Genomic DNA, 27000 nt, shown 5'->3' on the forward strand with positions numbered 1-27000 from the left:
CTCCCTTGTCCCCAGGCCCGGCCAGTCACGGGTGTGACTTCCGGTTTCTGGCCGGTTTTGTCCTTACAACTACATACGATGGCCTGACCGCCAGATCGGTTCCATCTTTTTCAAAGTTTTTTTCAGCAATCTTGCTAGTTACCCGACTTTACCGCATGTGCGGTTCGGATCGCCAGATCACAAGCCTGTTCGACATCAATGTAGCTATTCTTCTTGAACTGGCAGCCAACTCCCATTCTCAGGTCATCATCCAGAAGCACTGTCCACGCGATGTCATGGCCCTCGCGAACCTCGGTGTAGGTGACCGCCGGCCGGTCCGCCTTGCGGTCGTCGGCCTTGAAATCGGTGAACACCCCCGGCGGCTCCTTCGTCATGGCAACTCGCAGCGTCTCCGCTGTTGAGGCCAAGGTTTCTGTCGACTTCACCCGCACCTGGGTCACATGCACGACCGCCTCAGGGTCCTCGGGTGAGATCACCTCGACCCGCGCTGAACCGGAACCGCCCGCAGGGATGCGCCGTACCGCCCACTCGGCGGGCACCATGAACTGCACATGCCCCTCTACCAGCAGCGATGTCGCCGCGACGGGTGCCGTGGGCGACGGGTGCCGCTCGCGCGCGGAGGCCACAGTCAAGACAACACCGGTGACAACCACGGCCGCGGCCAGGCCAATCGCGGCAAGCGGCCACCACGCGGGAAGCCGCGGCGTGGATCTTGCGGGCGACGCGGGTGTCCATTCGGGCCTTCTGGCCACAATGGGCTCCTCTGCCGGCTCATCGATGAACGCCAGCGCCCGTGGAGCCTGACCGACATCGCGGAACACCGAATCCCCGGCGACCTGCGATACCCCGGGAGTCAAGCCGATCCGATCGACCGCGTCGACGATCGCCTCACCCATGTCGCTATCGGCCGAGTCGACGAGGATCGCGGCGACTCCTGTCGGTTCGCCGCGGGCCACCTCCTCGACGGCACGCGCCACGGCGCGTGCAACATCTGCGGCGTTCTTGGTCTCCCAGGACCGTTCTTCGAGATGCCGAACCGTCGCCTCCGGCTCACCGGCAGAGCCGTGCGCCACGACGGTGACGGCGACCTCACCGGGTGACACCTCGACCACCACCAGGGAGCGCCCCGACAGATCGGCGCGCACACCGCGCTCGGCCAGAGCGATGGCGCGCGACCGCACGGTCAGTGTCGCGGCCATCATCCGCGCGGCATTCGACAGCACGGTGCGCCGTCCAGGACTCCACGCCGTCGGATGGATCAGCTGCATCGAATCGAGGCGAACCGGAGCATTCTGATCAGTGAGCAACGACTCGAACAGGGCTGCCCAGAGCGCACGGGACGGAACCACGCGACCTGGCAACAGGGCCATCTCGTCGTCGAGTGCTGCGACCGCCGACCGAACATCGGAATGCCCGGCCTCGCGGATGCCGGCGTCGGTTCGCGCCCGGACTGCGGTCTCGGTCACTTCGATCGCTACCCGCGTCCCTATCTGCGGGTCGCGATCCAGAATCACTGCGGATCGCTCCAGGCCACTTGGATCAGTTGTTGGCCGCCCGAGCGCATGACCAGAGTGCCGCGGCCCGCAGGCTGCTCACTCGGTCTGACCGTCCCCAACAACACACCCTCGTCTCTGTTGCCACTCATCTGTAAACCGATGCAGGACAAGTCCTTCATGCGCGCCATCATCGGCTCGAACATCGCCCGCGAGGCACCGCTGGTGCGGCGTGCGATCACAACGTGCAGGCCGATGTCCTTCGAGTGCGGTAGGTACTCCGCCAGCGGCAGCAGCGGGTTTCCGCTTGCCAGCGCCACCAGGTCATAGTCGTCGACCAGGATGTAGATCTCCGGGCCGGACCACCATGACCTGTCCCGCAATTCCTGTTGAGTCACATCGGGTCCCGGCATGCGCGACTTGAGGAGCTCGATCAACGCGGGCACCTCATCGACCAGGGTATTGCTCGACATCGCGTACTTGGCTAGATGCTCAGTCTCGACGACACCGAGCAAGGTGCGCCGATAGTCCACGATGAACAGCTGCACCTGCTCCGGAGTGGTGGTACGGACGATCTCGCGGCACATGGTGCGCAACAAGCCGGTCTTGCCGCACTCGCTGTCGCCGAAGATCATCATGTGCGGCTGCTCGCCGAACTCCAGGAACGTCGGAGCCAGCTCGGTTTCGTTGATACCGACGAGGATGCGCAGGTTCGGCTGATCGTTTTGAGGTGCCTGCGGAACCAGCGCGGCGTAATCGATCTTGTGCGGCAGCATGCGAACCTTCGGCGCTTCTGCCGAACTGCGTTGGCGCATGCTCGCCGCGGCCGCACTGATCGCCTCACCAAGGTCCTGATTCGACGAGACGCTGTCGACGCGTGGCAATCCGATGAGCATGTGCCGACGGTCGCGGGTGATACCCCGGCCCGGCCTGCCATCAGGCACGAGCTGTGCCAGCTTGCGGTCGAAGTCCGAGTCGAGCGGATCACCGAGACGAAGCTCGACGCGCGTGCCGATTTGGTCCTTCAGGGCCGGGCGGATCTCGGCCCAGCGCGACGCCGTGACCACCGTGTGCACACCGAAACCGAGCCCCTGCGCCGCAAGCGCGGTGACCTGTGGCTCGAGGGCCTCGAACTCCTGACGCACGGTGGACCAGCCATCGATGATGAAGAACACGTCGCCGAAAGGATCATTCGCAAGCTGTGGGTCACCGGCACCCTTGCGCCGCCGGTACTCGGCCATCGAGTCAATTCCATAGGCGCGGAAGGCATTCTCACGCGATCTGACGATCGTCAGCATTTCGGCGAAAGTCCGCCGGATCAGATCTGATTCCAGGCGGCTGGCCACCGAACCGACATGCGGCAGCTGCGCCAACGACGTGAGCGTGCCACCACCGAAGTCCAGGCAGTAGAACTGCACCTGCGCGGGACTGTGTGTCACCGCGAGCGAGGTCACCAGGGTGCGGATAGCCATCGACTTCCCGGACTGGGGTGCACCGACAATAGCGACGTTGCCCGCCGCGGCGGACAGGTCGACGATGTACGGGTCGCGGCGCTGCTCGTACGGCCGGTCCACGATTCCGATCGGAACGGTCAGGCTGCCCACCGCGTCGAAACCGGCGCGACCGTGACGAGGAATCAGGTCGCCCAGCGTGGGCGAATCATCCAATGGCGGAAGCCACACCTCGTGAGCCGGATTGCCATGCCCCTCAACGCGATCGAGGATCGTGTCGATGACCGACCTTCCTGGTGCCCCTTCGGACGCGGCCGGAGTGTCATCTTCGACCACTTCCACCGGACGCATCTGCAGCGCCACCGGCGCAGCGGTAAAGAGGCGCGGCGCCGCACCTCCGCCTCCCGAGGAGACGGCCCGACGCGCCGGTCCGTACGGCACATATGCGCCCGAGACGTAGGAGGTCTGGAATCGCGTCAACTCGCCCGAATCGTCCTTGAGGTAGCAGGAACCAGGGGTGTTGGGCAGATGATAGGCGTCCGGCACGCCGATGGCGGCACGCGATTCGTTGGCAGAGAACGTCTTCAAGCAGAGTCGATAAGACAGGTGCGATTCCAGCCCGCGCAGACGACCCTCGTCCAGACGCTGCGAAGCGAGCAACAGATGCACATGTAGCGACCGGCCCAGACGGCCGATTGCGACGAACAACTCCGCGAAATCCGGGTGCTGACTCAGCAACTCGGAGAACTCGTCGACGATGATGAACAGTGCCGGCAATGGGGCGAGGGACGCACCGGCGGCGCGGGCACGCTCGTACTCGGTGACATTGGCGAAGTTGCCCGCGGCGCGCAACAGCTCCTGGCGCCGGTTCATCTCGCCTGCGAGAGCGTCCTTCATGCGGGACACCAGGTTCGCCTCTTCGGCAAGGTTGGTGATGATCGCCGCGACGTGCTGCGCTCGATCCAGACCGAGGAATGTCGCTCCACCCTTGAAGTCGACGAGCACGAGGTTGAGCGCATCCGGCGAATGGGTCGCGATCATGCCGAGTGTCAACGTGCGCAGGAACTCCGACTTACCCGAACCGGTCGCACCGATGCAGAGCCCGTGTGGACCCATGCCGTTCTCGGCGGCTTCCTTGATATCCAGCTCCATCGGAGTGCCGTCGACCGCGATACCGATCGGAACCCGCAGCCTGTCTCGGCCAACCCTGTTGCGCCACACTACTTCCGGGTTAAGCAGCCCGGGATCACCGATGCCCACGATGTCGGACCAGCGCGTGCTGACCTCGGTCTGGATCTGAACCTCGTCGCCGCTGCCCGTCAGCACCCGATAGGGCGCCAGGCGGCGCGCACACGCCATCGCCTCGGTAACGGTGAGGTGATCCGGGTGGGCGAAGACCTCGGACCCGACGTTGCCTTTGGCACCCAACCCGCGTTCGGTCAGCTCCAGTTGCATACCGCGACGGGCCGCGAGCGGATCCACCCTGGTGCCGATCTCGACCAGGGTCACCGAATCGATGCCGTGGTCGACAATGAGGCGTTCGGACCCGATCAGCGTGCCGCTGTCGACGATGATGAGGATCTGCGGCCGGTCGGGGGAAGGCTGCGCGGTCCGCGAGAACCGTTCCCGCTCGGTGATCAGCGACGCCAACGATTCCTCGACCTCACCCAGTGAGTGGTAGACGAGCCGAGATGAGCCGACGCCGTCGAAGGCGCTCGGATGCTGAGAGTGCGGAAGCCATTTGAGCCAGTCCCAGTGTGGGGCGGCATGCCGATTGACCACCGCCGCCACCAAGAACTGGTCGGGCCCGTGGAACATCGCGAGCTGGCAGATCATGGCGCGCAACATGCCTCGCGCCACCTCCGGCGAACCGTCGATGGTGACGGCCGCAAAACCTCTCAGGTTCAACGCGATAGGCAGCTCGGGCACCAGCGAGTGCGTCCGCACGAATCGCCGCAGCGCCACTGACGCGACCGGCTCCAGCTCCTCGACCGGGCCGATCTCCGGCGCCACCAACTGGGCCGCCAGACGCTGATCCCCTACTCCGACACGCACATGGCAGTAGTCGCTGTCTCCGGGACGCCGCTCCCACATGCGGCGGCCACCGGCCAATGTCCACAACGCGGCGGGGTCCGGGTTGTTCCAGAGCAGGGCCTTGCGCTGGGCCGCACCGGTATCGGTGACGTTCTTGCGCACCACTTCGAGGTACCGCAGGTAATCCTTGCGATCCTCGTTGATCTCACTGGTCTTGGCTCCCTTGCCGCCGCTGTTGGACACCATGCTGACCATCGAAACCATCATCATGATCGGGAACAGCATGAACATCGGGCTGCGCATCATCCCGCCGCCTGCCCCACCACCGAAGCTTCCCGAGGTGACGAAGAAGGCGATCATGCCCACCATTGCCACGACCATGACCAGCGGCATGATCTTCGCGATGATCGGCGACGGGACCGGCCGCGGAATCTCCGGCGGCGGCTGCACATTGACCTCGCCGCCCGGGACACGAGGCACCGCAAGCCGAGGCCGACGAATGAATATTGTGGTGTTCACCCCGTGCTCACCCTGGCCCTCCGGTTCCCCCGCGTCACATCTCGTGGCAATCTGTGGCACCCACGCTACCGCCCAGCCCACGGCGGGCTACAGGATAGGGCCGTTATATCCGGCGCCGCAACGAATTCGCTCACAAGATCGCTGCAGCCGCTGGTCGCGTGGTTGGCGTTCGCCCGGATGCATCGAACCGCTGGCGGCGCTCAGCAGCGTTCGGCTAGTGTGCATGCGCAAAGATCAATGACCGTGGGGGCAGGTAGGGGGCACAGCATGACACATGCGCAGTCGGGCGCCGAGCAACGTTCGGCGGTACTCGAACTGTGCCGCGTTTCCATCCAGGCTGAGCGCACCCAGGTCGACCTGGCGCTGCCGACGAGTGTTCCGCTGGCCCTTTTGGTCGGCTCGATCGTCGACATCATCAACCAACATGTAGGCGTCCCCGAGCTGACCAGCCCGGAGGACGCCGTGGAAACGCACTGGCGTTTGTCCCGGCCCGGTCAGCCACCGCTGCAGATGTCCAGCACCCTTGGGGAGCTGGAGGTCCGCGATGGTGATCAACTGATTCTCACCGCGTCCGATGTGGCCGCACCGGATCCGCTGTTCGACGACGTCTTCCTTGCTGTCTCTACCTTCCGGACCGTGTCGGCGCATCCGTGGAGCCGGACCGCTGCCCGGATACTCGGCGCGTCCGCGTGCGGCCTGGCCGCGGTGCTCGGTGCGACGGCGCTGTTACGCGCCGGAGCCACAAATCCCGGCCTGCTTCTTCCCATCATCGCCGTGGCGATCGCATTGGTGGCCATCACCGCCGCGGTGTTCGCGAATCGGGTCTATGACGATTCCCTGGCCTCGGTGATGCTGAGCCATTGCGCCGTCGGCTTCTCGGCGGTGGCCGGAGCGCTGTTCGTACCGGGAAAGTATGGCGCCCCACACGTGATGCTGGCACTCATGGTGGCGATGGTCGTATCCGTCCTCGCCATGCGTGCGACCGGCACCGGGACGATGTCCCTTGTCGCGGTCGCTTCGGCATCTCTACTCGGGTTCGGTGCGGCCCTGGGTTACGTGCTTTTCGAGCCTCCGATCTACAGCCTCGGCGCTGCGCTCGGCTCGGTCGGCATCTGCGCGGTGGCACTGTCGCCGCGTGTGGCCATGGCGCTCGCCCGACTACCGCTTCCCCCGGTGCCCACGCAGGGCGCACCCTCACGTCCCGAACATTCGACGGCGCCGATCGAAGCCATCGAAGGTCTCGACGGACTCGATACCGAGGGTGATGACGTCGAGGACGCCACGGCACTGCCGCCGCTGCCCGATCTTCGTGAGAAGGCGCTGCGGGCGCACGCCGTACTGACCGGATTGGTGTGCGGCACATCCGCCGTCACCGCGGTGGGCGCCATGCTGGCGGCGCTGACCTTCCCCGGAGCCGGTGATCATCACCCCACCGGTGCGCACCGATTCAGTGGTGTGGTGCTCGCCGGATTGATCGCGCTGGCGATGATGCTTCGGGCACGCTCGCACGCCGACCTCGCACAGACGGTCGCGATCAACCTGGGCGGCTTGGCCATTCCGGCAGCGGCCTTCGCATTCATCGCGGTCGCGTACCCGACGGCGGCGGTGTTCACCACCGTGTTTGCGGCGATCGCGGCCGGTTCGGCCATCGCCCTCGGCTTCCTGGTGTCCGCTCGCAAGTACTCACCGGTCGCCCGCCGCACGGTGGAGATCATCGAATACATCGCGCTATCGCTGATCGTTCCGATCGCGGTCTGGGTGTGTGGCGTGTACAGCGCCGTGCGGGGATTGAACCTGCCATGAACCTGGGCGTGGCCCGCCGCGTCGCCACCGCTGCAGCCGTTGTGATGTTGGCGATGGCATCGCAGCTGGCGACCGGTTCGATGCACATGCTGGCGACCGCACGTGCCTTCGCTCCACTTCCCGTCGATCCGAGCATGCTTCCCGGCCCGCGTCCCGCCGCTCCCATCGAGCCCACGGAGCAGAAGGAACTGTGCCGATTCCCCGGCATTGACCCCAAGCGCGACCTCAACAAGGTGCCCACCCAGCAGCGCGGGCTGGATCTGCCGTTGGTGTGGCAGCTGTCGCGCGGCGCCGGCCAGACGGTCGCGGTGATCGACACCGGTGTGGCGCGCAGCCCGCGGCTGCCACCACTGATCCCGGGCGGCGACTACGTCTTCGAGGGCGGCAACGGCACCCAGGACTGCGATGCGCACGGCACCATCGTGGCCGGAATCATCGCCGCTGCACCGGATCCCACGGGGGCGAGCGCGTTTAGCGGTATCGCACCCGACGTCAGTCTCATCACCATTCGCCAGTCCAGCGCCAAGTTCGCGGTGAAGAACAAGGGCGGCGGGGGCGACAGGGACGATCCCTCGAAGATCAGCGGCGTCGGAAACGTCGACACCCTGGCCATGGCGGTGCGCACCGCGGCCGACCTCGGCGCCACCGTCATCAACATCTCCGAGGTGGCGTGCGCCTCCGCCAAACAATTCCTGGATGACCGACCGCTGGGCGCTGCCCTGCAATACGCCGTGGACGTCAAGAACGTCGTAGTGGTCGTCGCCGCGGGAAATGTCGGCGACGGCCAGTGCAAGAACCAGAACCCGCCACCGGATCCGGCGCGGCCCAACACCCCGGACTGGGATGCCGTCCTGGAAACGGTGAGTCCGGCTTGGTACAACGACCTCGTCCTGACAGTGGGCTCGATCGGCCCGGACGGGCAGCCCTCGAAGTTCAGTCTCGGCGGCCCCTGGGTCGATGTCTCGGCGCCCGGTGAAGACATCGTTTCGCTGGACCCCAACCGTGACGCGCTGACCAACGCCTACATGGGCGAGCAGGGTCCGGTACCCATTCAGGGCACCAGCTTCTCCGCGCCGGTGGTTAGTGGCGTTGTCGCGCTGGTGCGTTCACGCTTCCCTCAGCTCAGCGCGCGCGAGGTGATGGACCGCATCAAGAACACGGCACACCGCCCGCCCGGCGGCTGGGACCCTTATCTGGGCTACGGCGTGGTGGACGCGCTGGCCGCGGTCAGCGACGACCTGGGCACCACCAGCGATCTGGCCCGGGCCAACGCGGCCAAGAAGCTGCAGCTGCCGCCCGCACCCGCGCCGCCCGACCCACGGCCACGCCGTGTCGCTCTGATCGGAATAGCGGTCTGCGCGGCATTTCTCGCCGCGGCGCTGGCGATGCTCGCGCCGGTTCGCAAGTTGCGGCAGGGCCGGGACAACTCCACCGAATAGCGGCGGTGGCACGCTCCTTTAAGCAGGCGGTGTGCTCGATGTCGACGGATTGATCGCCAAACCTGTCTTGTCCGGCGGCATTCCGTCGTGCACGACGAGTGCGTCTTCCTTGCTCAGTCGAGGCCCCGGTGGCAGCAGCCCGACGACCGGCCACGGGGCCGGAACGGGCTCAACCGTGAGCCCCAAAGATTTGGCGGCCTCCAGATTCCCGATGCCGAAACGCACGCCGGTATCGAGGATGAGATAGAGAGACTCGGCACGCCCGGTATCGCCACCCAGGCCGGTGGACCGCACGAATGCGCTACGCGCGGGCGGAATGTAGGCGGTGTCGAGGTTGGGGCCCTCCTTGTCGGCCTGCGCCAGGACCACCGGTGCCTGATCGGTCTTCAACGGCAGCGAGTTACCCATCAAAAGCTTGGTCGAGGCGTGTTCCTGCGTCTTCTCCTGACCGGGCTTCCAGCTGCTGCACAGCACCGACTTCTCCGGGACATCCACAATCTTTCCGGCACGGTCCGGAAATGTCTGTACCGCAAGCACATTGAGGCTCTGGTGTCCCGAAATCACATCCGGGGCGACGGAGACGATGTCTTGCGCGCCCTGAGAGTCGGAGAACCGGATCAGATCGGCGGTGACCTCGTTGACGCGTTGCACCCCACCCGAGAGCACCACGTAGTACTCGGCAGAGTCCGCCCGGCTCATCTTGATGACCGACCCCACGCGAACACCACCGGTGGTGATGGGCGAAGGCCCTCCGGCATCGGGGATGGGCGGCGGAGCGATGGCCGGAACCTCGGGAATGGCGTTGAGCACGTTCATCGATATCGGCCGGGGTGTCACACCTTCCAGACGCAGTGCGCGGGTCACCGCGGGGTTGGTCAGGTCCACCGCCGCGCGCTTGCCGTCATAGAGCAGGTACATCTGGCTGTTCACGGTCACCAGGGCGTACCTGTCCTTGGGCATCTCCTCGTTGCCGTTCTCGAGGGTCACCTTGCCCGCGATCACCGTGGAGGTGACGGTGGAGCTAGGCGGGGGCGTCGCGACATCGCACACCGTCCAGATGGTGTCGTCGCCGGTCAGCGGCCCCGGAATGGAGGCCGGCGCACCGGGAATCCCGACAAGCGGGCCGCGACGCGCCTTGGCTAGCTCCGAGTCCTTGACCGGCTTGGGATTCTCGTTGTTCCCGGAGATCAACCGGGCCGACGCCAAATTGAGCGCGGGGTGAAGTGTGTCCTGGATACGGACGTAGACGGCACCGGTGTCCTTGGCCATGACGATGGGCTGGTCGCCCAGCGGCATGTTGGGCCGAAAGAACGCCAAGATCGCACAACCGGCAACGACAACGGTGGCCAGCACGATGCCGACCATGAGCGAACTGGACTGCGACCGCATTGGGTCGTGGATCATCCGGACGTCACGGCGAACCAGTGCGTGCTCCATACGCCGCACCAGGAACCGGTACCCGCTGACCTGCAGCCGGGTTGTCGGTTGTCGCGCCATCGTCCCCCCTCCAGGAAGTCTGCGAAACTCGGATCTACGACCTAGCGATGCCTCTAGGCCTGCCCCCGGATCTTGTCAGATCCTACGTACCGGCCACACGGCCATGCAGCCTATTGCAATACTGGGCAACCACGATAGGTTGCGGGTGGCAACCGCGATGCCCGAGTCGGGTCGGCGCGGCATGACGGTGGGACAGAAGGGGGAACGGTGACCTCGAGCGGGGCGGCTCCGGAACAGGTGCGTCGGGCCACGATGCCCATCCAGATCATGGTGATCTCGCAGCTGCTGATCCTCGCCGCGGTCCTGGTCTCGTTGCTGTTCGGCTGGCCGTGGTGGGCCGCGTTGTTGATCGCGATCGTGTCCTTGGCACTCGTCCTCGGCCGTTGGGGCGGTCAGACGGTCAGGCATTGGGCAGTTACCGGATTCAAGTATCTGACGGGCCGCACCTACCGAAGCTCGGGCAGCATCGCCGACACCCCCAGCAGCCAGGACAGCTGGACCGGAACTCGTTGGGAGAACGGCAAACTCATCACGGTGCTGGAAGTCAGCGCAACCCAACGCCACCCCTCCGTCATCACCCCGGACCACTGCGCCACCGACTCACTGGTGCCCCTGCGCGTGCTGCGGGAGTGCATGCACCAGAACGACATCGAGCTGGAGAGCATCGACGTCATCAGCAACGGCCAACGCACCGCACAGGGCACGGTCCTGCGCGGCGGGTACGACCGGCTGGTGGGCCCGCTACCTGCCGTCGCCATCCGCACCGTCTGGGTCGTACTGAGATTCGACCCCGGCGCGAACGTCGACGCGGTCTTCCGCCGGGGAGGCAGCCGGCGCGGCGCGGAACGATGTGCCGTCATCGCCACCGCACGGGTCCGCCGGGCATTGGCGGCGGCCCATTGCGCCAGCACCATCCTGCAGGCGGGCCAGATTCACCGGATCAGCGCCGAAATGCTCCGGCAGTACGCGGGCGCACCCATGCACGAGGAGTGGGGTGGGCTCATGCTCATCGACTCCTACAACGTCGCCATGGGAATTGACCCGTGGTACATCACCGATGCCACTCTCACGGGACTGTGGGCTCGGCCCACGCTGGAGACCACCGTGACGGTTCGGTTGCGCCCGGCCGCGAAGGGCCGCACATCGGTTGGCGCACTGGTGCGGTGGGCAACCGACGAACAACTTCCGATACGCCATTCCACGGGAATGACCTCACTGAACGGGAGCCAGCGCGACGCGTTCTTCGCCGGACTTCCCGTGGGGGCCATCGGGTTGGAGTACCTGACCCGCAGCATCGAGATGAGCAACGAGGAGCTCGACGGCATTCATCTGCCGACGTCGGGCTGCGGACAATTGATCGGCTCGGATATGTCCGGCCGCGCGATCGCCGCACGGTTGTCCGGACAGGGCGTCCATACCGTGGTGGTCCGCGCCGAACTCTACGTATGCCAGCAGGTGGTGCTCAGAGCGGTGGCGATCGGAGCGCTTGTGGTCGTCTACACCGACCGTCCCCATATGTGGGATGTCATGGTGACCTCGATCGGCGACGCCAACCGCATCCAATTCGCGAGTGGCCCAGGCTTTATCGACCCCCGATGCACCCTGGCCGTGGTGGATGGCATGCAGCCGACCGCACTACCCAGCAACTGCACGGCACTGCACATCATCAGCAGCGAATACGACGCGCTTCCAGCCCGGCCGGATGTCATCATCGACCAGCCCAACGGCTACGGCGACCACATCCTCTTGACCGCCGGTGGCGAGACCATTCAGGTCCGCCTCGTGACGGTCAGCGATGAGTTGGCCTACCTGGGCCGACCGATACAGGCTTTCGCACAGTAGAAGTTTCGCGGCTTCAAAGCTCGTCCCGCATACGTTCCCGGTAGGCGGCCACATGCTGCCGGTTACCGCAGTTTCCGGTGTCACAGAACATCCTGGATCTGTTGCGTGACAAGTCGATCAGGACGGCATCACAGTCCGGGGCGGCACAGGTCTTCAAACGCCGCTGTTCGCCGGTGCGCACCAGATCCGCGAACACCATGGCGGTCTCGGCACCCAGGCGGTCCGCGAGCGGCGCGTCACTGGCCGCCATGTGCAGGTGCCAATCGGGTTCCTCGACATGCCGGGTGAGCCACGGCGAGGCGTGGGTATCGGCCAGCAAGGCGTTGACCTGCCGGACCACGTACTCCTCGTCGTTGATATGCGCCCAGATATCACCCAACCGGGTCCGTAGCGTCTTCACGGCCTGCAGCTCGGCCTCATCACCGTCACGTCTGCCGGTCCAGCCGTACCGATCCAACAGCGGCGGCAATGCGTCCGGATCAGGGAGCAGTTCCCGATCGTTGCGGGCGGTGTTGATCAGCTCAGCCGCCGATTTCAGCCCCTGCTCCGTGTCATGAGTGAAAAGCATTTGACACCTGACATCCTTCACTTATACCGTCATGACCGTATTCGATTTTACTCATGACACGCGGGAGGTGCGGTGAACGACAGGGCCACTTTCCGGGCGGGCGTGATCCTCGCCCTCGCCTCGGCCGCCACCTTCGGGTTTTCCGGTCCCTTCGCCAAGTCACTCATGGCGGCAGGCTGGTCCCTGACCGCCGTCGTCACCGCGCGCCTGGCCACCGGTGCCGCAGTCATGGTCGTGGCCGCTTGCATCGCAGCGCCCGGATGGTTCTCCGAGGCCAGGCGCCACACTAAAGTCGTTGTGCTGTATGGGATCATTCCCGTGGCCGGGGCCCAGTTCTGCTACTTCGGCGCCGTCAGGCACATGTCGGTCGGCGTGGCGATGCTCCTGGAGTTCCTGAGCCCCATCCTGGTTATCGCCTGGACCTGGCTGTCCACCCGACACCGTCCGCACACCCGGGTGCTTGCCGGCGCTGCCCTCGCATTGGCGGGGATGCTGTTGGTACTCAACATCTTCAGCGGATCCCGCGTAGAGCCGGTGGGGGTGCTGTGGGGATTGGGAGCCGCGGTCTGCGCCGCGTACTACTTCATCTCGTCACACCGGGCGGGCGGCAAGGCGCAAGGGCTGCAACCGATCACGCTGACCACCAGCGGCCTACTCGTCGGCACCATCGCGGTCGGCGGCTTCGGGCTGACCGGGATCATGCCGATGACCTTTTCCACCCAGGACGTACAGGTCGCCGGTTGGCATGCACCGGTCTACGTGCCCATCCTCATTCTCGGAGTGGTCACCACCGCGATCGCCTATCTCACTGGCATCGCCGCCATTGCCCGACTCAAGCCGAGCTATGCGTCGTTGATCGCGCTCACCGAAGTACTGTGCGCGGTGATTGCGGGATGGGTGCTGCTCGGGGAAACCATCGCACCCATCCAATACGTGGGCGCCGCGGTCATTCTCGCAGGACTGGTTCTGGCACATCAGGGCGCGGATACCTCGGCGGATGCCGAATCCAGCGCAGCCGGGCTCTCAGCTTCTTTACCTGCGGGATTGAAATCACATGGCAGTGACAGCGAATTATCCGTAACCTCAGTGTGTGACGCTACAGCCGAATCCACGCCCAGCCAGTAAGTTGTTCGCCGCCGCCGCACGCGCGGCGGTTGTTTCGGTTGCGGCAATCATGATGACCACGGGTCTCGCGGTCATCCTCCCCGCCACCGCTTCGGCGGCCTGTCCCAACGTCGAGGTTTCCTTCGCCCGCGGGCGTTCCCAGCCGCCAGGCGTCGGAAACATCGGCGACGGATTCATCAGCGCGCTGCGCAACCGCGTCAAAGACGTTGGCGTGTACGCGGTCCGGTACGACGCCAACACCGACGTCAGCGGCGGAGCGAACGACCTGAGCGCCCACCTGCAATCGGTGGCCAACTCATGCCCCAACACCAAGCTGGTGGTGGGCGGTTACTCCCTCGGCGCCGGCGTCGTCGACACCGCGTTGGGATTCCAGGGTCCCGTCTCGATCGGGGACTTCTTCAACTTCACCAATCCGGTTCCCCCAGAGGTCGGTGACCGCATTCGGGCGATCGTCACCTTCGGCAACATCGTCAACCGCTTCGCCCCGATCCAGAACCTCGCGGGCGCCTACTCCGATCGCGTCCTTGACCTGTGCAATGACGGCGACCCGGTCTGCATGGCGGGCGACAACGAGAGCTGGAAGTCCCACACCACATACCCACCGGCACTCTTTGCGCAGGCTGCGGACTTCGCTGCCGCCCGGGTGAACTAGCCTCGCCTGGGTGACTGTTTCCCAGATCACCCACCGCCAGCTGTCGGTCAATGGAATCGACATGCACGTGGCCGAACAGGGCGAAGGACCGCCGGTTGTTCTGTGCCATGGTTTTCCCGGGCTTTGGTACACCTGGCGCCACCAGCTGGCCGCGCTGTCTGCGGCCGGATATCGGGCCATCGCGCCGGATATGCGCGGATATGGACGCACCACGGCACCGCGGGACGTAACCGCCTATGACCGCAACACCACGGTCAACGACCTCGTCGGCCTGTTGGACGCGCTGGATCTGCACGATGCGGTGTTCTCCGGACACGATTTCGGGGCACATCTGGTGTGGGACATGCCCGCCTGGGCGGGGGATCGAGTTCGCGCACTGATCCAGCTGTCGGTACCGCGCACCCGGCGACTCCCGGTAACACCGAGCGTTGGATTCAATTACCTTGCCTCTCAGCACTTCACACATCTGGAGTACTTCCAGGAGCCGGGCGTGGCAGAGTCCGAGCTGGATGCGCAGCCAAAGACATTCCTGGCCACGCTGTTCCACGCTCTCAGCGGGGCAAATCGCTATCTGGATTGTTGGGACCACCCGGCACGCGTGGGCGACAAACGTAACGGCTACCTAGATGTCCTTCCGAGTCCCCCTCCCCTGCCATGGAATTGGCTTTCCGAGCAAGATCTCGACTACTACGCAGCCGAATTCACGCGCACGGGATTCACTGGTGGCCTCAACTGGTACCGGGCCGAGGATCTGGTGTGGTCCCAGAATGAGCACCTGCACGACAGACCCATCGGCGTACCGGTGACCTTCATCGCCGGATCGGCTGATCCGGTCCTGGAAATGCTCGGCCGCGACCCCATGACGGCCATGGCCGATCTCGTTCCCGGTTTGCGGTCGGTGCTGATCGTCGAGGGGGCCGGACACTTCGTGCAGATGGAGCGGCCTGACGCGGTCAACACCGCGATGATTGAGTTCCTGGGGTCGCTTCCGCCCAGGTGACATGGCCCATACCGCACCGATATGACAACTAGATTGACTTACCCGTAGCATTCCCGTGTGACGACGTACAGTGCTGTTTCACCTGCAATCGCGCACGTCCGCCGGTGGGGATTTCCGCTCGCCGCTCTGCTCATGTTCATCAGCCTGGTGACCATCTCGCAGCCGGTGACCGCGACCGCCGACCCGTGCGCCGCCGTGGATGTCTCCTTCGCTCGCGGCCGTGATGAGCCGCCCGGCCTCGGCCGGGTGGGTCAGGCGTTCGTTGACGCCCTCGGCCCCAAGGTCGGCAGCATGAACGTCTACCCCGTCAACTACAGCGCCGGACTGCTCTCCACCGGAGAAGGTGCCGATGACCTGCGCGCACACCTCAGCGACGTCGCATCATCCTGCCCGAACACCAAGCTGGTGATCGGCGGATACTCGATGGGCGCGACCGTCGTGGACGACGTCGCCAACAACCCGCCGCCGGACGTCGCCGGCCGGATCAGGGGAATCGCGACCTTCGGAAACATCGACCGGCGCGGCGGTGGCATGACCGGTCCCCTCGCCGGGCGGTGGATCGATCAGTGCAATCCCGGCGACCCGGTCTGCCAGGAGGGCGGCCGCTCGTGGACCGCGCACCAGACCTACGAGCAGACAAATCTGCCCGCTCAGGCTGCGTCTTTCGTGGCGGGCAAGCTCTAGAGAAAGGGCACACAAGACCTCGCTGACCCGTAGCATCGTGGTGTGACCACGCATCAGCGGGGCACGAGGGTCGGCGTTGTCCTGAGTTATCTTGTCGCCCTGACGGTGTTCGCGCTGTCGGCGGTGAATGTTGTCGGGCTTGTCTATGCGGTGCCTCACGCGTCGGCAGATCCGTGTTCAGACGTAGACGTCTCATTTGCACGGGGTCGCAAGGAGCCAGTCGGGTTGGGCCGCGTAGGCGGTGAGTTCGTGGACTCCCTGACCCCGCGCATCGAGGCGACCGGGGCCAGCATGAACGTCTACCCCGTCAACTACGACGCCGGCATCTTTTCGGCCGGCGGCGGGGCCAATGATCTGAGCAATCACCTGCAAGCTGTGGCAGCCAGTTGCCCCCGGACCAAGCTCGTCATCGGCGGGTACTCGATGGGTGCGGAGGTAATCGACACGATCATCGGTGTTCCGAACGTGGGCATCGGGTTCAACCGTCCCCTACCTCCCGCAGTAGGCGACCGCATCGCGGCTATCGCGACGTTCGGCAACGCCACCCACCGTACGGGCGGCCCGCTGAGCGGTATCGCCGGCGTATTCGGCTCGCGGGCAATCGATCTCTGCAATCAAGGAGACCCGATCTGCATGGCCGGTCCCAACAACAGCTGGGACGCCCACACCTCGTATGAACGCACCGGACTTCCCGCTGAGGCCGCGGCTTTCGTTGCCTCGAAACTCAACCGCCACGGCGAAGCCGAGCCCAGCGAGTAGTCAGTCCTTCCGGACTCGAACATCACGCGTGATCAACACGCGAGCCGCCATCTCGTCATCGGGCGGATAGTCCACACCGACCAGTGTCAGACCACGCGCCGGCGCAGCCGCGAAATCGCTTGAACGCCTTTCCTTCTTGAGCAGGTCCGCGCACCACTGCACCGGCCGTCTGCCCTCCCCCACTACCAGCACCGCACCCACCAACGACCGCACCATCGACCAGCAGAACGCGTCGGCACTCACGTGCGCGGACACCTGATGTCCATCGACCGTCCAGTCGAACCGCTGCAATTCACGGATCGTTGTGGCGCCGTCACGATGGCGGCAGAAGGCCGCGAAATCATTCAGCCCCAATAGTTTCTGCGAAGCCTCGGCCATGGCCCCGACGTCCAGCGGGCGGTGCCATCCGACGACATCGTGCCGCTCTAGAGGCAGCACTCCGAACGGCGCCGTGGAGAACCGATATTCGTAGTGCCGCCGCAGGGCCGAGAACCGCGCGTCGAAATGCTCGGGGGCACGCCGTATATCGAGCACGCGCACGTCTTTGGGCAGGAAACGCGACAGCCGCCGGATCAGCCTGCCGAACTCAGGCGCATCCGCGGAGCGGGATCTACCGAGGATTTCTGGGAGCCGAGCATGCGGGATGTCGAGATGCGCTACCTGGCCCGTGGCATGTACGCCCGCGTCGGTGCGCCCGGCGGCGTACAGCGAGACCGGCTCCCCCACGATGGTCGTGAATGCCTCACCCAGCACCCCGGCGACCGTACGTTGGTTGACTTGAGTGGCCCATCCCGCGAAATCGGTTCCGTCATAGGCAATATCGAGCCGTAAACGAACCAGCCCGCCACCGTCTCCGGTAGCGGGCTGGTTCTCAGGTGTGACCAAAGGTCATTCCTTCTTGTCTGCGTCCTCGGCCTCGGGAGCCTCAGCCGTGTCGGCTGCGGCATCCGCCGCGCCTTCCGCCTCGGCAGCCGCATCGTCTGCAGTGTCGGTCTCGACCTCGGCGACATCCTCAGCAGGAGTCTCCTCGACCTTGGCCTCTTCGGCCTTCTTGGTCGAAGCGACCCGGCGAGCGCGGTCGGCCTCAGAGGTGACCGTCTTCTCCTTCACCAGCTCGATGACCGCCATGGGCGCGTTGTCGCCCTTACGGTTCTCGACCTTGATGATGCGGGTGTAGCCACCATTGCGATCGGCGTAGAACGGACCGATCTCCTCGAAAAGGGCGTGGATGACGTCCTTGTCGCGGATCTTCTTGAGCACCTCGCGCCGGTTGTGCAGACCACCCTTCTTGGCGTGGGTGATCAGCTTCTCGGCGTAGGGCCGCAGCACGCGGGCCTTGGTCTCGGTGGTCTTGATCCGGCCGTGCTCGAACAGCGCGGTGGCCAGGTTGGCCAGCAGCGCCTTCTGGTGCGAAGACGACCCGCCGAGACGGGCACCCTTGGTGGGCTTTGGCATTGCGACTATCTCCTATTCGGGGCCGGCCCCCGTATCAGGTAGGACCGGGACGGATTGTGTTTAGAGCTGTTCGGTTTCGGCGAAGTCCTGATCGCCATCGAAGTCGTACGAGCCGGTGTCCGACCATGTGCCGGTGGCAACGTCGTATCCGGCGACCTCGGACGGATCGAAGCTGGTCGGGCTGTCCTTGAGTGACAGGCCGAGCTGATGCAGCTTGATCTTCACCTCGTCGATGGACTTCTGACCGAAGTTGCGGATGTCCAGCAGATCCGACTCGGTGCGGGCAACCAGCTCGCCGACGGTGTGCACACCCTCGCGCTTGAGGCAGTTGTACGACCGGACGGTCAGGTCCAGGTCCTCGATGGGCAGCGCGAACGAGGCGATGTGGTCTGCCTCGGCCGGCGACGGCCCGATCTCGATGCCCTCGGCCTCGACGTTGAGTTCACGTGCCAGACCGAACAGCTCAACCAGCGTCTTGCCAGCCGAGGCCAGGGCGTCACGCGGGGTGATCGAGTTCTTGGTCTCGACATCCAGCACCAGCTTGTCGAAGTCGGTGCGCTGCTCGACACGGGTGGCGTCGACGTTGTACGTGACCTTGAGCACCGGCGAGTAGATGGAATCGACGGGGATACGACCGATCTCGGCACCCGAGGCCTTGTTCTGCACGGCCGGGACGTAGCCGCGACCGCGCTCGACGACGAGCTCGATCTCCAGCTTGCCCTTGTCGTTCAGGGTCGCGATGTGCATGTCGGGGTTGTGCACGGTCACGCCGGCGGGCGGAACGATGTCACCGGCGGTGACGGCACCCGGTCCCTGCTTGCGCAGGTACATGGTGACCGGCTCGTCCTCCTCCGAGGACACCACGAGGCTCTTGAGGTTCAGGATGATGTCGGTGACGTCTTCCTTCACCCCGGGAACGGTGGTGAACTCGTGCAGCACACCGTCGATGCGGATGCTGGTGACGGCCGCGCCCGGGATGGACGACAGCAGGGTGCGCCGCAGCGAGTTGCCCAGGGTGTAGCCGAATCCCGGCTCCAGGGGCTCGATGACGAAGCGCGACCGGTTCTCGGCCAGCGATTCTTCGGACAGGGTGGGTCGCTGAGAAATCAGCATTCTTTTCTATCTCCTTCTCGGCACCCGCTATTTGATGCCGGTCAGTGGAGGCAGCCCGGTTGGGCGGCCCGACTTCTTACTTCGAGTAGAACTCGACGATCAGCTGCTCGGTGAGCGGCACATCGATCTGCGCACGCTCGGGGAGCTGGTGCACCAGAATGCGCTGACGCTCGCCGACAACCTGCAGCCAGCCCGGGATGGGCCGCTCGCCGGCGGTCTCGCGTGCGACCTCGAACGGCAAGGTGTTCAGCGACTTTTCCTTGACGTCGATGATGTCGTACTGCGACACCCGGTAGCTGGGCACATCGACCTTCACGTTGTTGACCGTGAAGTGACCGTGCGACACCAGCTGGCGGGCCATCCGGCGGGTACGGGCCAGGCCGGCCCGGTACACGACGTTGTCCAGACGGGTCTCCAGGATCTGCAGCAGCTGCTCACCGGTCTTGCCGGAGGACCGCACGGCCTCGGCGTAGTAGCGGCGGAACTGCTTCTCCATGACGCCGTAGGTGAAGCGGGCCTTCTGCTTCTCCTGCAGCTGCTGACGGTATTCGCTCTCCTTGATCCGCGCGCGGCCGTGCTGGCCGGGAGGGTAAGGACGCTTCTCGTACGCGCTGGAGCCACCGACGAGGTCGACACCTAGACGACGGGACTTGCGAGTGACGGGTCCGGTATAACGAGCCATTAGTTCAAGCCTCCCTTAGACCCGGCGCCGCTTGGGCGGACGGCAACCGTTGTGCGGCTGCGGAGTGACATCGGAAATCGCGCCCACTTCGAGGCCGGCGGCCTGCAGCGAGCGGATGGCGGTCTCACGGCCGGAGCCGGGACCCTTGACGAACACGTCGACCTTCTTGACGCCGTGCTCCTGCGCCTTGCGGGCTGCGTTCTCGGCGGCAAGCTGTGCGGCGAACGGGGTCGACTTACGCGAGCCCTTGAAGCCGACGTGGCCGGAGGACGCCCACGCGATCACGTTGCCCTGCGGGTCGGTGATCGAGACGATGGTGTTGTTGAACGTGCTCTTGATGTGCGCTGCGCCGAGCGGGATGTTCTTCTTTTCCCGGCGACGGGTCTTCTGCGCCTTCTTGGGCCCGGAACCGGCGCCCTTCTTCGGTGGTGCCACGGGGTTACCTAGCCTTCTTCTTGCCGGCGATGGTGCGCTTCGGGCCCTTGCGGGTACGCGCGTTGGTCTTGGTCCGCTGACCGCGCACCGGCAGGCCGCGACGGTGGCGCAGGCCCTGGTAGCAGCCGATCTCGATCTTGCGGCGGATGTCGGCCTGAACCTCGCGGCGCAGGTCACCCTCCACCTTGAGAGAGGCTTCGATGTATTCACGCAGCTGTGTCACCTGATCATCGGTCAGGTCCTTGCTGCGCTGTTCGGGGCTGATGCCCGTGGCGGCCAGGATCTCCTTGGAGCGGGTCCGGCCGATGCCATAGATATAAGTGAGCGCGATTTCCATACGCTTATCGCGCGGTAGGTCGACGCCTACGAGACGTGCCATGCGGCAGTTCCTCTTTCATTCAACGAAGGTCTGATCCCAGTCCGTCCCCTCTAGGTTGGGGCCCCGGCCTTCGTTCCGGGGGTGTCTGTCCGGCGTACCCGGTCAGTGGTTCTGGGAGGTCATCATTCAGTTATGTAGTTGGTCAGCCAGGTCCTTGCGGACGTTCTGACTAGCCCTGCCTCTGCTTGTGGCGAGGGTCCTGGCAGATCACCATGACCCGCCCGTGCCGGCGAATGACGCGGCACTTGTCGCAGATCGGCTTGACGCTCGGGTTGACCTTCACGTTCCCAATCCTGTTCTTGTCGTTACTTGTACCGGTAAACGATCCGACCGCGGGACAGGTCATAGGGAGATAACTCCACTACCACTCTGTCCTCAGGCAGGATGCGGATGTAGTGCTGCCGCATCTTGCCGCTGATGTGGGCAAGCACCTTGTGTCCGTTCTCCAGCTCAATGCGAAACATCGCATTGGGCAGGGGTTCGACCACCCGGCCCTCGACCTCGATGGCTCCGTCTTTCTTAGCCATATCCTCCGCGATTCTTATTGCCTGCTCCGGCTATCGCCGGCATGACACGGCAACACTCACCGACCTCGAACGTGAGCCGGTGACAGGAAAATCCAGGACAGGGCACGCAGACAGTCGGCACGTAAGCCGCACCGTTGGTCAAGGATACCCGCGTAACGCCCCCAAACCAAACCGGCGAACGGGCCGTCAGAACCGTCCGGAGGTCTTACGACCAGGTGACTCCCGACCTGCTGATATGTGGAATCGCCGTGGGTCGCACCAGACCCGCTGTCAGCCAGGCGCCGGCGATCCAGATATGGGGTGCGGATTTGGCAGCCATTGTCCGCCTGGCCCGCATCGATACGTCCGAACCATCCAGGACTCGCTGTGCCCGGACGGACAGTATCCGGTTACGCACACCCGAGCGGCGCCGCTCGCGAGCGCTGCGATTGATCGCCAGCCAGGCGGCGGCGAGATCGCTGGGCTCCCCCAGCGCCTCGGCGATGGCCTCGGCGGCCGCGGCGGCGTCGGCCACGCCCGAGTTGAGGCTGCGGCCCCCCAGCGGGGCGAACTGATGGGCGGCCTCACCCGCGAGCAGCACTCGACGATTCACGTCGGTGTAGCTGCTCGCCACGCCCTGCACGGTGTGATGCACCTCGACCGACCTGATGTGGTCGGCGTACCAGATATCACCGGTGAGCGCCGTGACCCAGGAACGCACCAGTTCAGTTGATGGTGTGGCCTCATCGTGGGGCAGGAACTGAACATCAAGGCGCAGACCGTCCGGGTAGGGCAGCCGGATGGCGTGACGTCCGCCCAGATCGGGATGGTGGTACTGGATCTGCACCGGCAGATCGAGCGTGACACCGTCAGGATGCGGTTCGACGTCGATCACCGCAGAAGGGGGCGACGGCGGGCGCTCGGACATGCCGATGCCCAGCGCCTGCCGAACGGCCGACCTGGAACCGTCGGCGGCAATGACATAGCTCGCGCGTAGCCGATCGCCGCTAGAAAGCGTCAACCGAGCGCCGGTGTGGTCGGTGCTGATGTCGGTGACGGCAATCCCGGAGTGATACTCCACTCCCAAATTCAGCGCCTCGGCCAGGCTCTCGTCTTCAATGGTGCGCTGCGACAAGCTCATTCCCCATGCCGCGGGGTTCCACGGACCCGGTATCCGCGAGGGTGCATACGAGGACATGACGAACACTGGGCGGCCCTGGTAGAAGGTCTGTACGCCATGGACCGCGAGCGCGGACTGGCGCAGACGGGCACCCAATTCGGGTGCTACCCGGTCGTATCGCCGCAATGTCGAGTGTCCGACGAATGTCGCACAGTTCCGGTGGCGCTGGCGATCTTTCGAGCCCGCCGCCTCCAGCACAACAACGCGAATTCCCCGGCGCGCCAATAACGTGGCAGCCAGCAACCCCACTGGGCCGCCGCCGACGATCACGACGGCGTCATCGGTAATGTCCCGATGCGCGTCCGCCGACACTGCCGCTAGGTGAGGCACCCAATGACGGTACCGCGCCGGGGCACGCGAGCGCCTGTTCAGCCCGGCAACACATAGCCAGCGGGGCGGATACGTGGTACCTATGTCGGTAGTGGCGAACATCGGCGTCGGCAACGGGGAGGGGGTCGAGTGGACGGTCTGACAGTTGGATATCTGGCGGCCTTCACGGTCGGTGGAATCGCAGTGCTCTCGGCGCTGCTGCTCACCGACATCGGCCATGGCGACGGGATGCCGTTTCTGAGCCTGACCTCGATTTCCGCCGCCCTGACGGGTGCGGGTGCCGGCGGATTCATCGGCTCGGCCCTGGGCATCGCAACACTGCCGACAGCAATCATCGCAGCCGTGTGCGCGGTTGCGCTGGTGTCGATCCTGCAACTTTTCCTGACGTATCTGCGACGCCAGCAGGCGAACTCGCATTCGGGGCGCGCGTCCTACATCGGAAGGCTCGGCACCATCACCCTGGAGGTGCCTTCCGGCGGCGGCTGGGGCGAAGTCGCGTTCACCGACGCCGACGGCAATCGGGTGCGCTCGCGCGCGATCACCGACGAACCCAACGGGCTGGCCAAGAACGCCGCGGTCTACATCGCTGACGTGGACCACGAATACCTGCATGTAGTCGGCATTCCACATCAAACCTCTAAGGACCCCGCATGAGCTCACTTCTGATCATCGTCGCCATCGCCATTGCGGCGCTGGTGCTTTTCGTGGCGCTGCCGCTGGTCTACGTACGCAACTACATCAAGGTGCCGCCGAACGAGGTCGCGGTGTTCACGGGCCGTGGTCAGCCCAAGGTGGTGCGCGGTGGCGCCCGTTTCAAGATGCCCGGCATCGAACGGGTGGACATCATGTCGCTCGAACCGTTCAACGTGAACATCAACCTGCAGAATGCGTTGTCCAACAACGGTGTTCCGGTCAACGTCGAGGCCGTAGGGCTGGTGCGCATCGGCTCGAACGACGAGGCGGTGCAGACCGCCGTCCAGCGCTTCCTCACCGCCGATCTCAGCGAGTTGCAGCGGCAGATCAACGAGATCCTGGCCGGTAGCCTGCGTGGCATCACCGCCACGATGACCGTCGAGGACCTGAACTCCAATCGCGACTCGCTGGCGCGCAGCGTCGTCGAGGAGGCCGGCGGCGATCTAGCCCGCATCGGCATGGAGGTCGATGTCCTGAAGATCGCGGGCATCTCCGACCGCAATGGGTACCTGGAGTCGCTCGGCCAGCGCCGTATCGCCGAGGTGCGTCGCGATGCGACGGTCGGCACTGCCCAGGCCGAGCGGGACGCGCAGATTCAATCGGCTCAAGCCCGGCAGGCCGGCTCCATCGCGCAGGCTGAGGCCGATACCGCGATCGCCTCAGCCAACCAGAAGCGCGATGTGGAACTGGCCCGTCTGCGCGCGCAGACGGAGGCGGAGAACGCCCAGGCAGATCAGGCGGGCCCGTTGGCCCAGGCCCGGGCCGAAAAGGACGTGGGTATCGCCCGCGAGCAGGCGGAAGCCGCGCGCATGCAGGCCCGCACCGAGGTGGAGCAGCGTCGTACCGAGCAGGCCCAGGCCGCGTTGCAGGCCGACGTCATAGCCCCGGCCGAGGCGCGCCGGCAGGCCGACATCGCGATCGCGGAAGGCAGTCGGCAGGCCGCGATCCTGAAGGCGCAGGCTGATGCCGAAGCCGAGCGGCAGAAGGGTTCCGCGGAAGCTGACGCCCGCAAGGCAGCCGCGGACGCCTTCCGTATCGAGCAGCAGGCTGCCGCCGACGGCACCAAGGCCAAGCTGATCGCCGAAGCGGACGGCATCAAGGCCAAGCTGCTGGCCGAGGCCGACGGTAAGAAGGAGGTCGCCGCGGCACTCAATGCCTACACGCCGGAGGCCGCGCGACTGCTCACACTGCCGGACATCCTCGCGTCGGTGGTGCAGGCAACCGAGGCCGCGTCAAAACCGATCGGCGAGATTGAAAGGCTGTCCATCATCGGCGGCTCCGGTGATGCCCAGGACGCGCTAGGCACCCTTCTAGGAGTGAGTCCGCAGGCAGTAGCGAAAGTGATTGAGAGCCTCAAGGTTTCAGGCATCGATGTGGCCGACCTACTGAACCGCACCCAGCAGGTCAAAGAATCCACGCCCCCTGCCCCCGCGCCCGCGGCGCATCCGGAAGGACCCGCGGCGCATCCGGAAGGATCAGTGGAGGAATAGCGACACCTCCTGCGAAGTTGGGACGCGACATGGGCGAATCGAACCTCAACCGGTATGGAATATGGAACGGCGGTCCGGTCACACCGGAGCAGGCCAAGGCCATCGAGGATCTCGGCTACGGATCGGTGTGGATCGGGGGTGTGTTCACCTCGGATCTCGCGTACGTAGAGCCGCTGTTGGAGGCGACCGAGAATCTCACGGTCGCCAGCGGCATCGTGAACATCTGGACCTCCCCGGTCGAGGAGATAGCGGCCTCGTTCCACCGGATCGAGGCCGCCTATCCGGGGCGGTTCCTCCTGGGCGTGGGTGCCGGGCATCCGGAGGCCTCGGCCGAGTACCGCAAGCCGTACGACGCCCTTGTCGAGTACCTCGACGGGCTGGATGCCGCGGGCGTACCCAAGCAGCGCCGGGCATTGGCCGCGCTCGGCCCCAAGGTGCTCAAGCTCTCGGCGGATCGCACCGCGGGCGCACACCCCTATCTGACGACGCCCGAGCACACCCGGGAAGCCCGGGAGATCATCGGCCCGGACGCGCTGCTCATCCCCGAGCACAAGGTGGTGCTCAGCACCGACGCACAGAGCGCACGCGAGATCGGCCGCCGCACCGTCGATTTCTATCTTCAGTTGAGCAACTACGTAAATAACTGGAAGAGACTTGGTTTCAGCGACGAGGACGTCACCTCGCCGGGAAGTGACGCCTTCATCGACGCCGTGGTGGCGCACGGAACGGCCGAGGAAATCGCCGCACGATTGCACGAACACCTCGACGCCGGCGCAGACCAGGTACTCATTCAGGTCCTGGGCGATAAGGGGTTGGTCGACACATTGACCTCGTTGGCGGACACGCTTCGGTAATCCCCCACTAGGGTTAGTGCATGCGAATCTTGGTGACCGGCGGCGCCGGTTTCATCGGAGCCAACTTCGTACATGCGACCGTCCGTGAGCGCCCCGATGTCTCGGTGACCGTTCTCGACGCGCTGACTTACGCCGGTACCCGCGAGTCGTTGACTCCGGTCACCGCATCGGTCGAGCTGGTACAGGGCGATATCTGCGATGCCGAGACGGTGGATCGGCTGGTCGCCGCCCACGATGTGGTGGTGCATTTCGCCGCAGAAACGCACAACGACAACTCGCTCGCGGACCCGTCACCGTTCTTGCACAGCAACATCATTGGCACCTACACATTGCTGGAAGCAGTGCGCCGCCATGATGTGCGGCTGCACCACATCTCCACCGACGAGGTGTTCGGCGATCTCGAGCTCGATGACCCGAATCGGTTCACCGACACCACCCCATACAACCCGTCGAGCCCGTACTCGGCGACCAAGGCCTCGGCGGATCTGCTGGTGCGCGCCTGGATGAGATCGTTTGGAGTGCGCGCGACGATCTCCAACTGTTCCAACAACTACGGGCCGTATCAGCATGTGGAGAAGTTCATTCCACGGCAGATCACCAACATCCTGACGGGCCGCCGCCCGCGCCTGTACGGGGCCGGGGCCAATGTCCGGGACTGGATCCACGTCGACGATCACAACAGTGCGGTGTGGCGCATCATCGAGGACGGCGCCATCGGACGCACCTATCTCATCGGGGCCGACGGAGAACGAGACAACCTGTCGGTGTTGCGCACCATTCTCGAACTCATGGGCAAGTCGCCGGACGACTTCGATCATGTCACCGACCGCGCGGGCCACGACCTGCGCTACGCCATTGATCCCACTCCGCTGCGAGATGAATTGGGCTGGAAGCCAAAACATCTCGACTTCACCAGTGGGTTGGCCGAAACAATCTCGTGGTATCAGGACAACGAGGATTGGTGGCGTCCCATCAAGGATGCTGTGGAAGCCCGCTACGCGAAACAGGGGCAGTGAA

General features: G+C 65.1%; 25 protein-coding genes. 12 read left to right on the top strand and 13 right to left on the bottom strand.

What is annotated here, in order from left to right; all coding sequences use genetic code 11:
* Nucleotides 1-134 precede the first annotated feature (134 nt).
* Together BB28_RS18855 and BB28_RS18860 are read right to left on the bottom strand one after the other, a co-directional pair.
* On the bottom strand, nucleotides 135-1514 hold the full coding sequence (locus BB28_RS18855; protein WP_046254625.1) for a type VII secretion-associated protein: 1380 nt from the start codon (nucleotides 1512-1514) through the stop codon (nucleotides 135-137).
* The gene (locus BB28_RS18860; protein ID WP_046254626.1) at nucleotides 1511-5497 is read right to left on the bottom strand and encodes a type VII secretion protein EccC; all 3987 of its coding nucleotides are present in this window, start codon (nucleotides 5495-5497) and stop codon (nucleotides 1511-1513) included. Before BB28_RS18860 ends, BB28_RS18855 begins: the two co-directional genes overlap by 4 nt.
* A 267-nt stretch (nucleotides 5498-5764) precedes the next feature.
* On the opposite strand from BB28_RS18860, the gene eccD reads away from it, so the two are divergent.
* Both eccD and mycP read left to right on the top strand, forming a co-directional pair.
* Nucleotides 5765-7300 carry a type VII secretion integral membrane protein EccD gene (gene eccD, locus BB28_RS18865; RefSeq protein ID WP_046254627.1) on the top strand — a complete coding sequence of 512 codons (1536 nt, stop codon included), beginning with the start codon at nucleotides 5765-5767 and terminating at the stop codon, nucleotides 7298-7300.
* Nucleotides 7297-8739, top strand: coding sequence for a type VII secretion-associated serine protease mycosin (gene mycP / locus BB28_RS18870; protein WP_046254628.1), 1443 nt, complete (start codon nucleotides 7297-7299; stop codon nucleotides 8737-8739). The genes eccD and mycP overlap by 4 nt, the downstream gene beginning before the upstream one ends.
* An 18-nt stretch (nucleotides 8740-8757) precedes the next feature.
* Here the strand turns inward: mycP and eccB are convergent, their stop codons facing one another.
* A complete protein-coding gene (gene eccB, locus BB28_RS18875; RefSeq protein ID WP_046254629.1) occupies nucleotides 8758-10236 on the bottom strand; it encodes a type VII secretion protein EccB in 1479 nt (492 codons plus the stop codon).
* 207 nt (nucleotides 10237-10443) lie between these two features.
* Here eccB and eccE point away from each other — a divergent pair, with 207 nt between their 5' ends.
* Nucleotides 10444-12078: a type VII secretion protein EccE gene (gene eccE / locus BB28_RS18880; RefSeq protein WP_046254630.1), complete on the top strand. Its 1635-nt coding sequence runs from the start codon at nucleotides 10444-10446 to the stop codon at nucleotides 12076-12078.
* Between the two features lie 13 nt (nucleotides 12079-12091).
* On the opposite strand, the gene BB28_RS18885 is transcribed toward eccE, so the two are convergent.
* Nucleotides 12092-12646, bottom strand: a complete 555-nt coding sequence (locus BB28_RS18885; protein WP_046254631.1) for a CGNR zinc finger domain-containing protein — start codon at nucleotides 12644-12646, stop codon at nucleotides 12092-12094.
* A 72-nt stretch (nucleotides 12647-12718) separates the two neighbouring features.
* On the opposite strand from BB28_RS18885, the gene BB28_RS18890 reads away from it, so the two are divergent.
* The 5 genes from BB28_RS18890 (at nucleotide 12719) to BB28_RS18910 (ending at nucleotide 16866) form a co-directional block, all read left to right on the top strand.
* Nucleotides 12719-13771 (top strand): EamA family transporter, encoded by a 1053-nt coding sequence (locus tag BB28_RS18890; protein WP_046254632.1) that lies wholly within the window; start codon nucleotides 12719-12721, stop codon nucleotides 13769-13771.
* Between the two features lies 1 nt (nucleotide 13772).
* Nucleotides 13773-14423 carry a cutinase family protein gene (locus BB28_RS18895; RefSeq protein WP_162269722.1) on the top strand — a complete coding sequence of 217 codons (651 nt, stop codon included), beginning with the start codon at nucleotides 13773-13775 and terminating at the stop codon, nucleotides 14421-14423.
* 10 nt (nucleotides 14424-14433) lie between these two features.
* On the top strand, nucleotides 14434-15423 hold the full coding sequence (locus BB28_RS18900; protein ID WP_046254633.1) for an alpha/beta fold hydrolase: 990 nt from the start codon (nucleotides 14434-14436) through the stop codon (nucleotides 15421-15423).
* Nucleotides 15424-15555: 132 nt separating this feature from the next.
* The gene (locus BB28_RS18905; protein ID WP_030096743.1) at nucleotides 15556-16107 is read left to right on the top strand and encodes a cutinase family protein; all 552 of its coding nucleotides are present in this window, start codon (nucleotides 15556-15558) and stop codon (nucleotides 16105-16107) included.
* A gap of 42 nt (nucleotides 16108-16149) precedes the next feature.
* Complete coding sequence (locus BB28_RS18910) at nucleotides 16150-16866, top strand: cutinase family protein (protein ID WP_046254634.1); 717 nt, start codon at nucleotides 16150-16152, stop codon at nucleotides 16864-16866.
* On the opposite strand, the gene truA is transcribed toward BB28_RS18910, so the two are convergent.
* From truA to BB28_RS18950, 9 genes are all read right to left on the bottom strand, one after another.
* Nucleotides 16867-17751: a tRNA pseudouridine(38-40) synthase TruA gene (truA, locus tag BB28_RS18915; protein ID WP_046254635.1), complete on the bottom strand. Its 885-nt coding sequence runs from the start codon at nucleotides 17749-17751 to the stop codon at nucleotides 16867-16869. It lies immediately after the preceding gene.
* 3 nt (nucleotides 17752-17754) lie between these two features.
* The gene (gene rplQ, locus BB28_RS18920) at nucleotides 17755-18321 is read right to left on the bottom strand and encodes a 50S ribosomal protein L17 (RefSeq protein ID WP_046254636.1); all 567 of its coding nucleotides are present in this window, start codon (nucleotides 18319-18321) and stop codon (nucleotides 17755-17757) included.
* Between the two features lie 60 nt (nucleotides 18322-18381).
* Complete coding sequence (locus tag BB28_RS18925; protein ID WP_046254637.1) at nucleotides 18382-19434, bottom strand: DNA-directed RNA polymerase subunit alpha; 1053 nt, start codon at nucleotides 19432-19434, stop codon at nucleotides 18382-18384.
* A gap of 76 nt (nucleotides 19435-19510) precedes the next feature.
* A complete protein-coding gene (gene rpsD / locus BB28_RS18930; protein ID WP_046254638.1) occupies nucleotides 19511-20116 on the bottom strand; it encodes a 30S ribosomal protein S4 in 606 nt (201 codons plus the stop codon).
* A gap of 15 nt (nucleotides 20117-20131) precedes the next feature.
* Complete coding sequence (gene rpsK / locus BB28_RS18935) at nucleotides 20132-20551, bottom strand: 30S ribosomal protein S11 (RefSeq protein ID WP_030096737.1); 420 nt, start codon at nucleotides 20549-20551, stop codon at nucleotides 20132-20134.
* A 4-nt stretch (nucleotides 20552-20555) separates the two neighbouring features.
* Nucleotides 20556-20930, bottom strand: coding sequence for a 30S ribosomal protein S13 (gene rpsM / locus BB28_RS18940; protein ID WP_030096736.1), 375 nt, complete (start codon nucleotides 20928-20930; stop codon nucleotides 20556-20558).
* A gap of 169 nt (nucleotides 20931-21099) precedes the next feature.
* Nucleotides 21100-21213 (bottom strand): 50S ribosomal protein L36, encoded by a 114-nt coding sequence (gene rpmJ, locus BB28_RS24720; RefSeq protein WP_003886927.1) that lies wholly within the window; start codon nucleotides 21211-21213, stop codon nucleotides 21100-21102.
* Between the two features lie 22 nt (nucleotides 21214-21235).
* Nucleotides 21236-21457, bottom strand: coding sequence for a translation initiation factor IF-1 (infA, locus tag BB28_RS18945; RefSeq protein WP_003418601.1), 222 nt, complete (start codon nucleotides 21455-21457; stop codon nucleotides 21236-21238).
* Nucleotides 21458-21662: 205 nt separating this feature from the next.
* Nucleotides 21663-22946, bottom strand: a complete 1284-nt coding sequence (locus BB28_RS18950; protein ID WP_046254639.1) for an FAD-dependent oxidoreductase — start codon at nucleotides 22944-22946, stop codon at nucleotides 21663-21665.
* Between the two features lie 129 nt (nucleotides 22947-23075).
* Between BB28_RS18950 and BB28_RS18955 the strand changes: the two genes are divergently transcribed.
* From BB28_RS18955 to rfbB, 4 genes are read left to right on the top strand one after another with little or no spacing between them, the layout of a single operon-like run.
* Entirely contained in the window at nucleotides 23076-23600 is a 525-nt protein-coding gene (locus BB28_RS18955) for an NfeD family membrane protein (protein ID WP_046254640.1), read from the top strand.
* A complete protein-coding gene (locus BB28_RS18960) occupies nucleotides 23597-25129 on the top strand; it encodes a flotillin family protein (RefSeq protein WP_046254641.1) in 1533 nt (510 codons plus the stop codon). The genes BB28_RS18955 and BB28_RS18960 overlap by 4 nt, the downstream gene beginning before the upstream one ends.
* A 29-nt stretch (nucleotides 25130-25158) precedes the next feature.
* Nucleotides 25159-25983, top strand: coding sequence for an LLM class F420-dependent oxidoreductase (locus BB28_RS18965; protein ID WP_046254642.1), 825 nt, complete (start codon nucleotides 25159-25161; stop codon nucleotides 25981-25983).
* Between the two features lie 20 nt (nucleotides 25984-26003).
* Nucleotides 26004-26999 carry a dTDP-glucose 4,6-dehydratase gene (gene rfbB, locus BB28_RS18970; protein ID WP_046254643.1) on the top strand — a complete coding sequence of 332 codons (996 nt, stop codon included), beginning with the start codon at nucleotides 26004-26006 and terminating at the stop codon, nucleotides 26997-26999.
* Nucleotide 27000: the final 1 nt, after the last annotated feature.

Source organism: Mycobacteroides chelonae CCUG 47445 (assembly GCF_001632805.1).
In the GTDB taxonomy this organism is placed as follows: domain Bacteria; phylum Actinomycetota; class Actinomycetes; order Mycobacteriales; family Mycobacteriaceae; genus Mycobacterium; species Mycobacterium chelonae.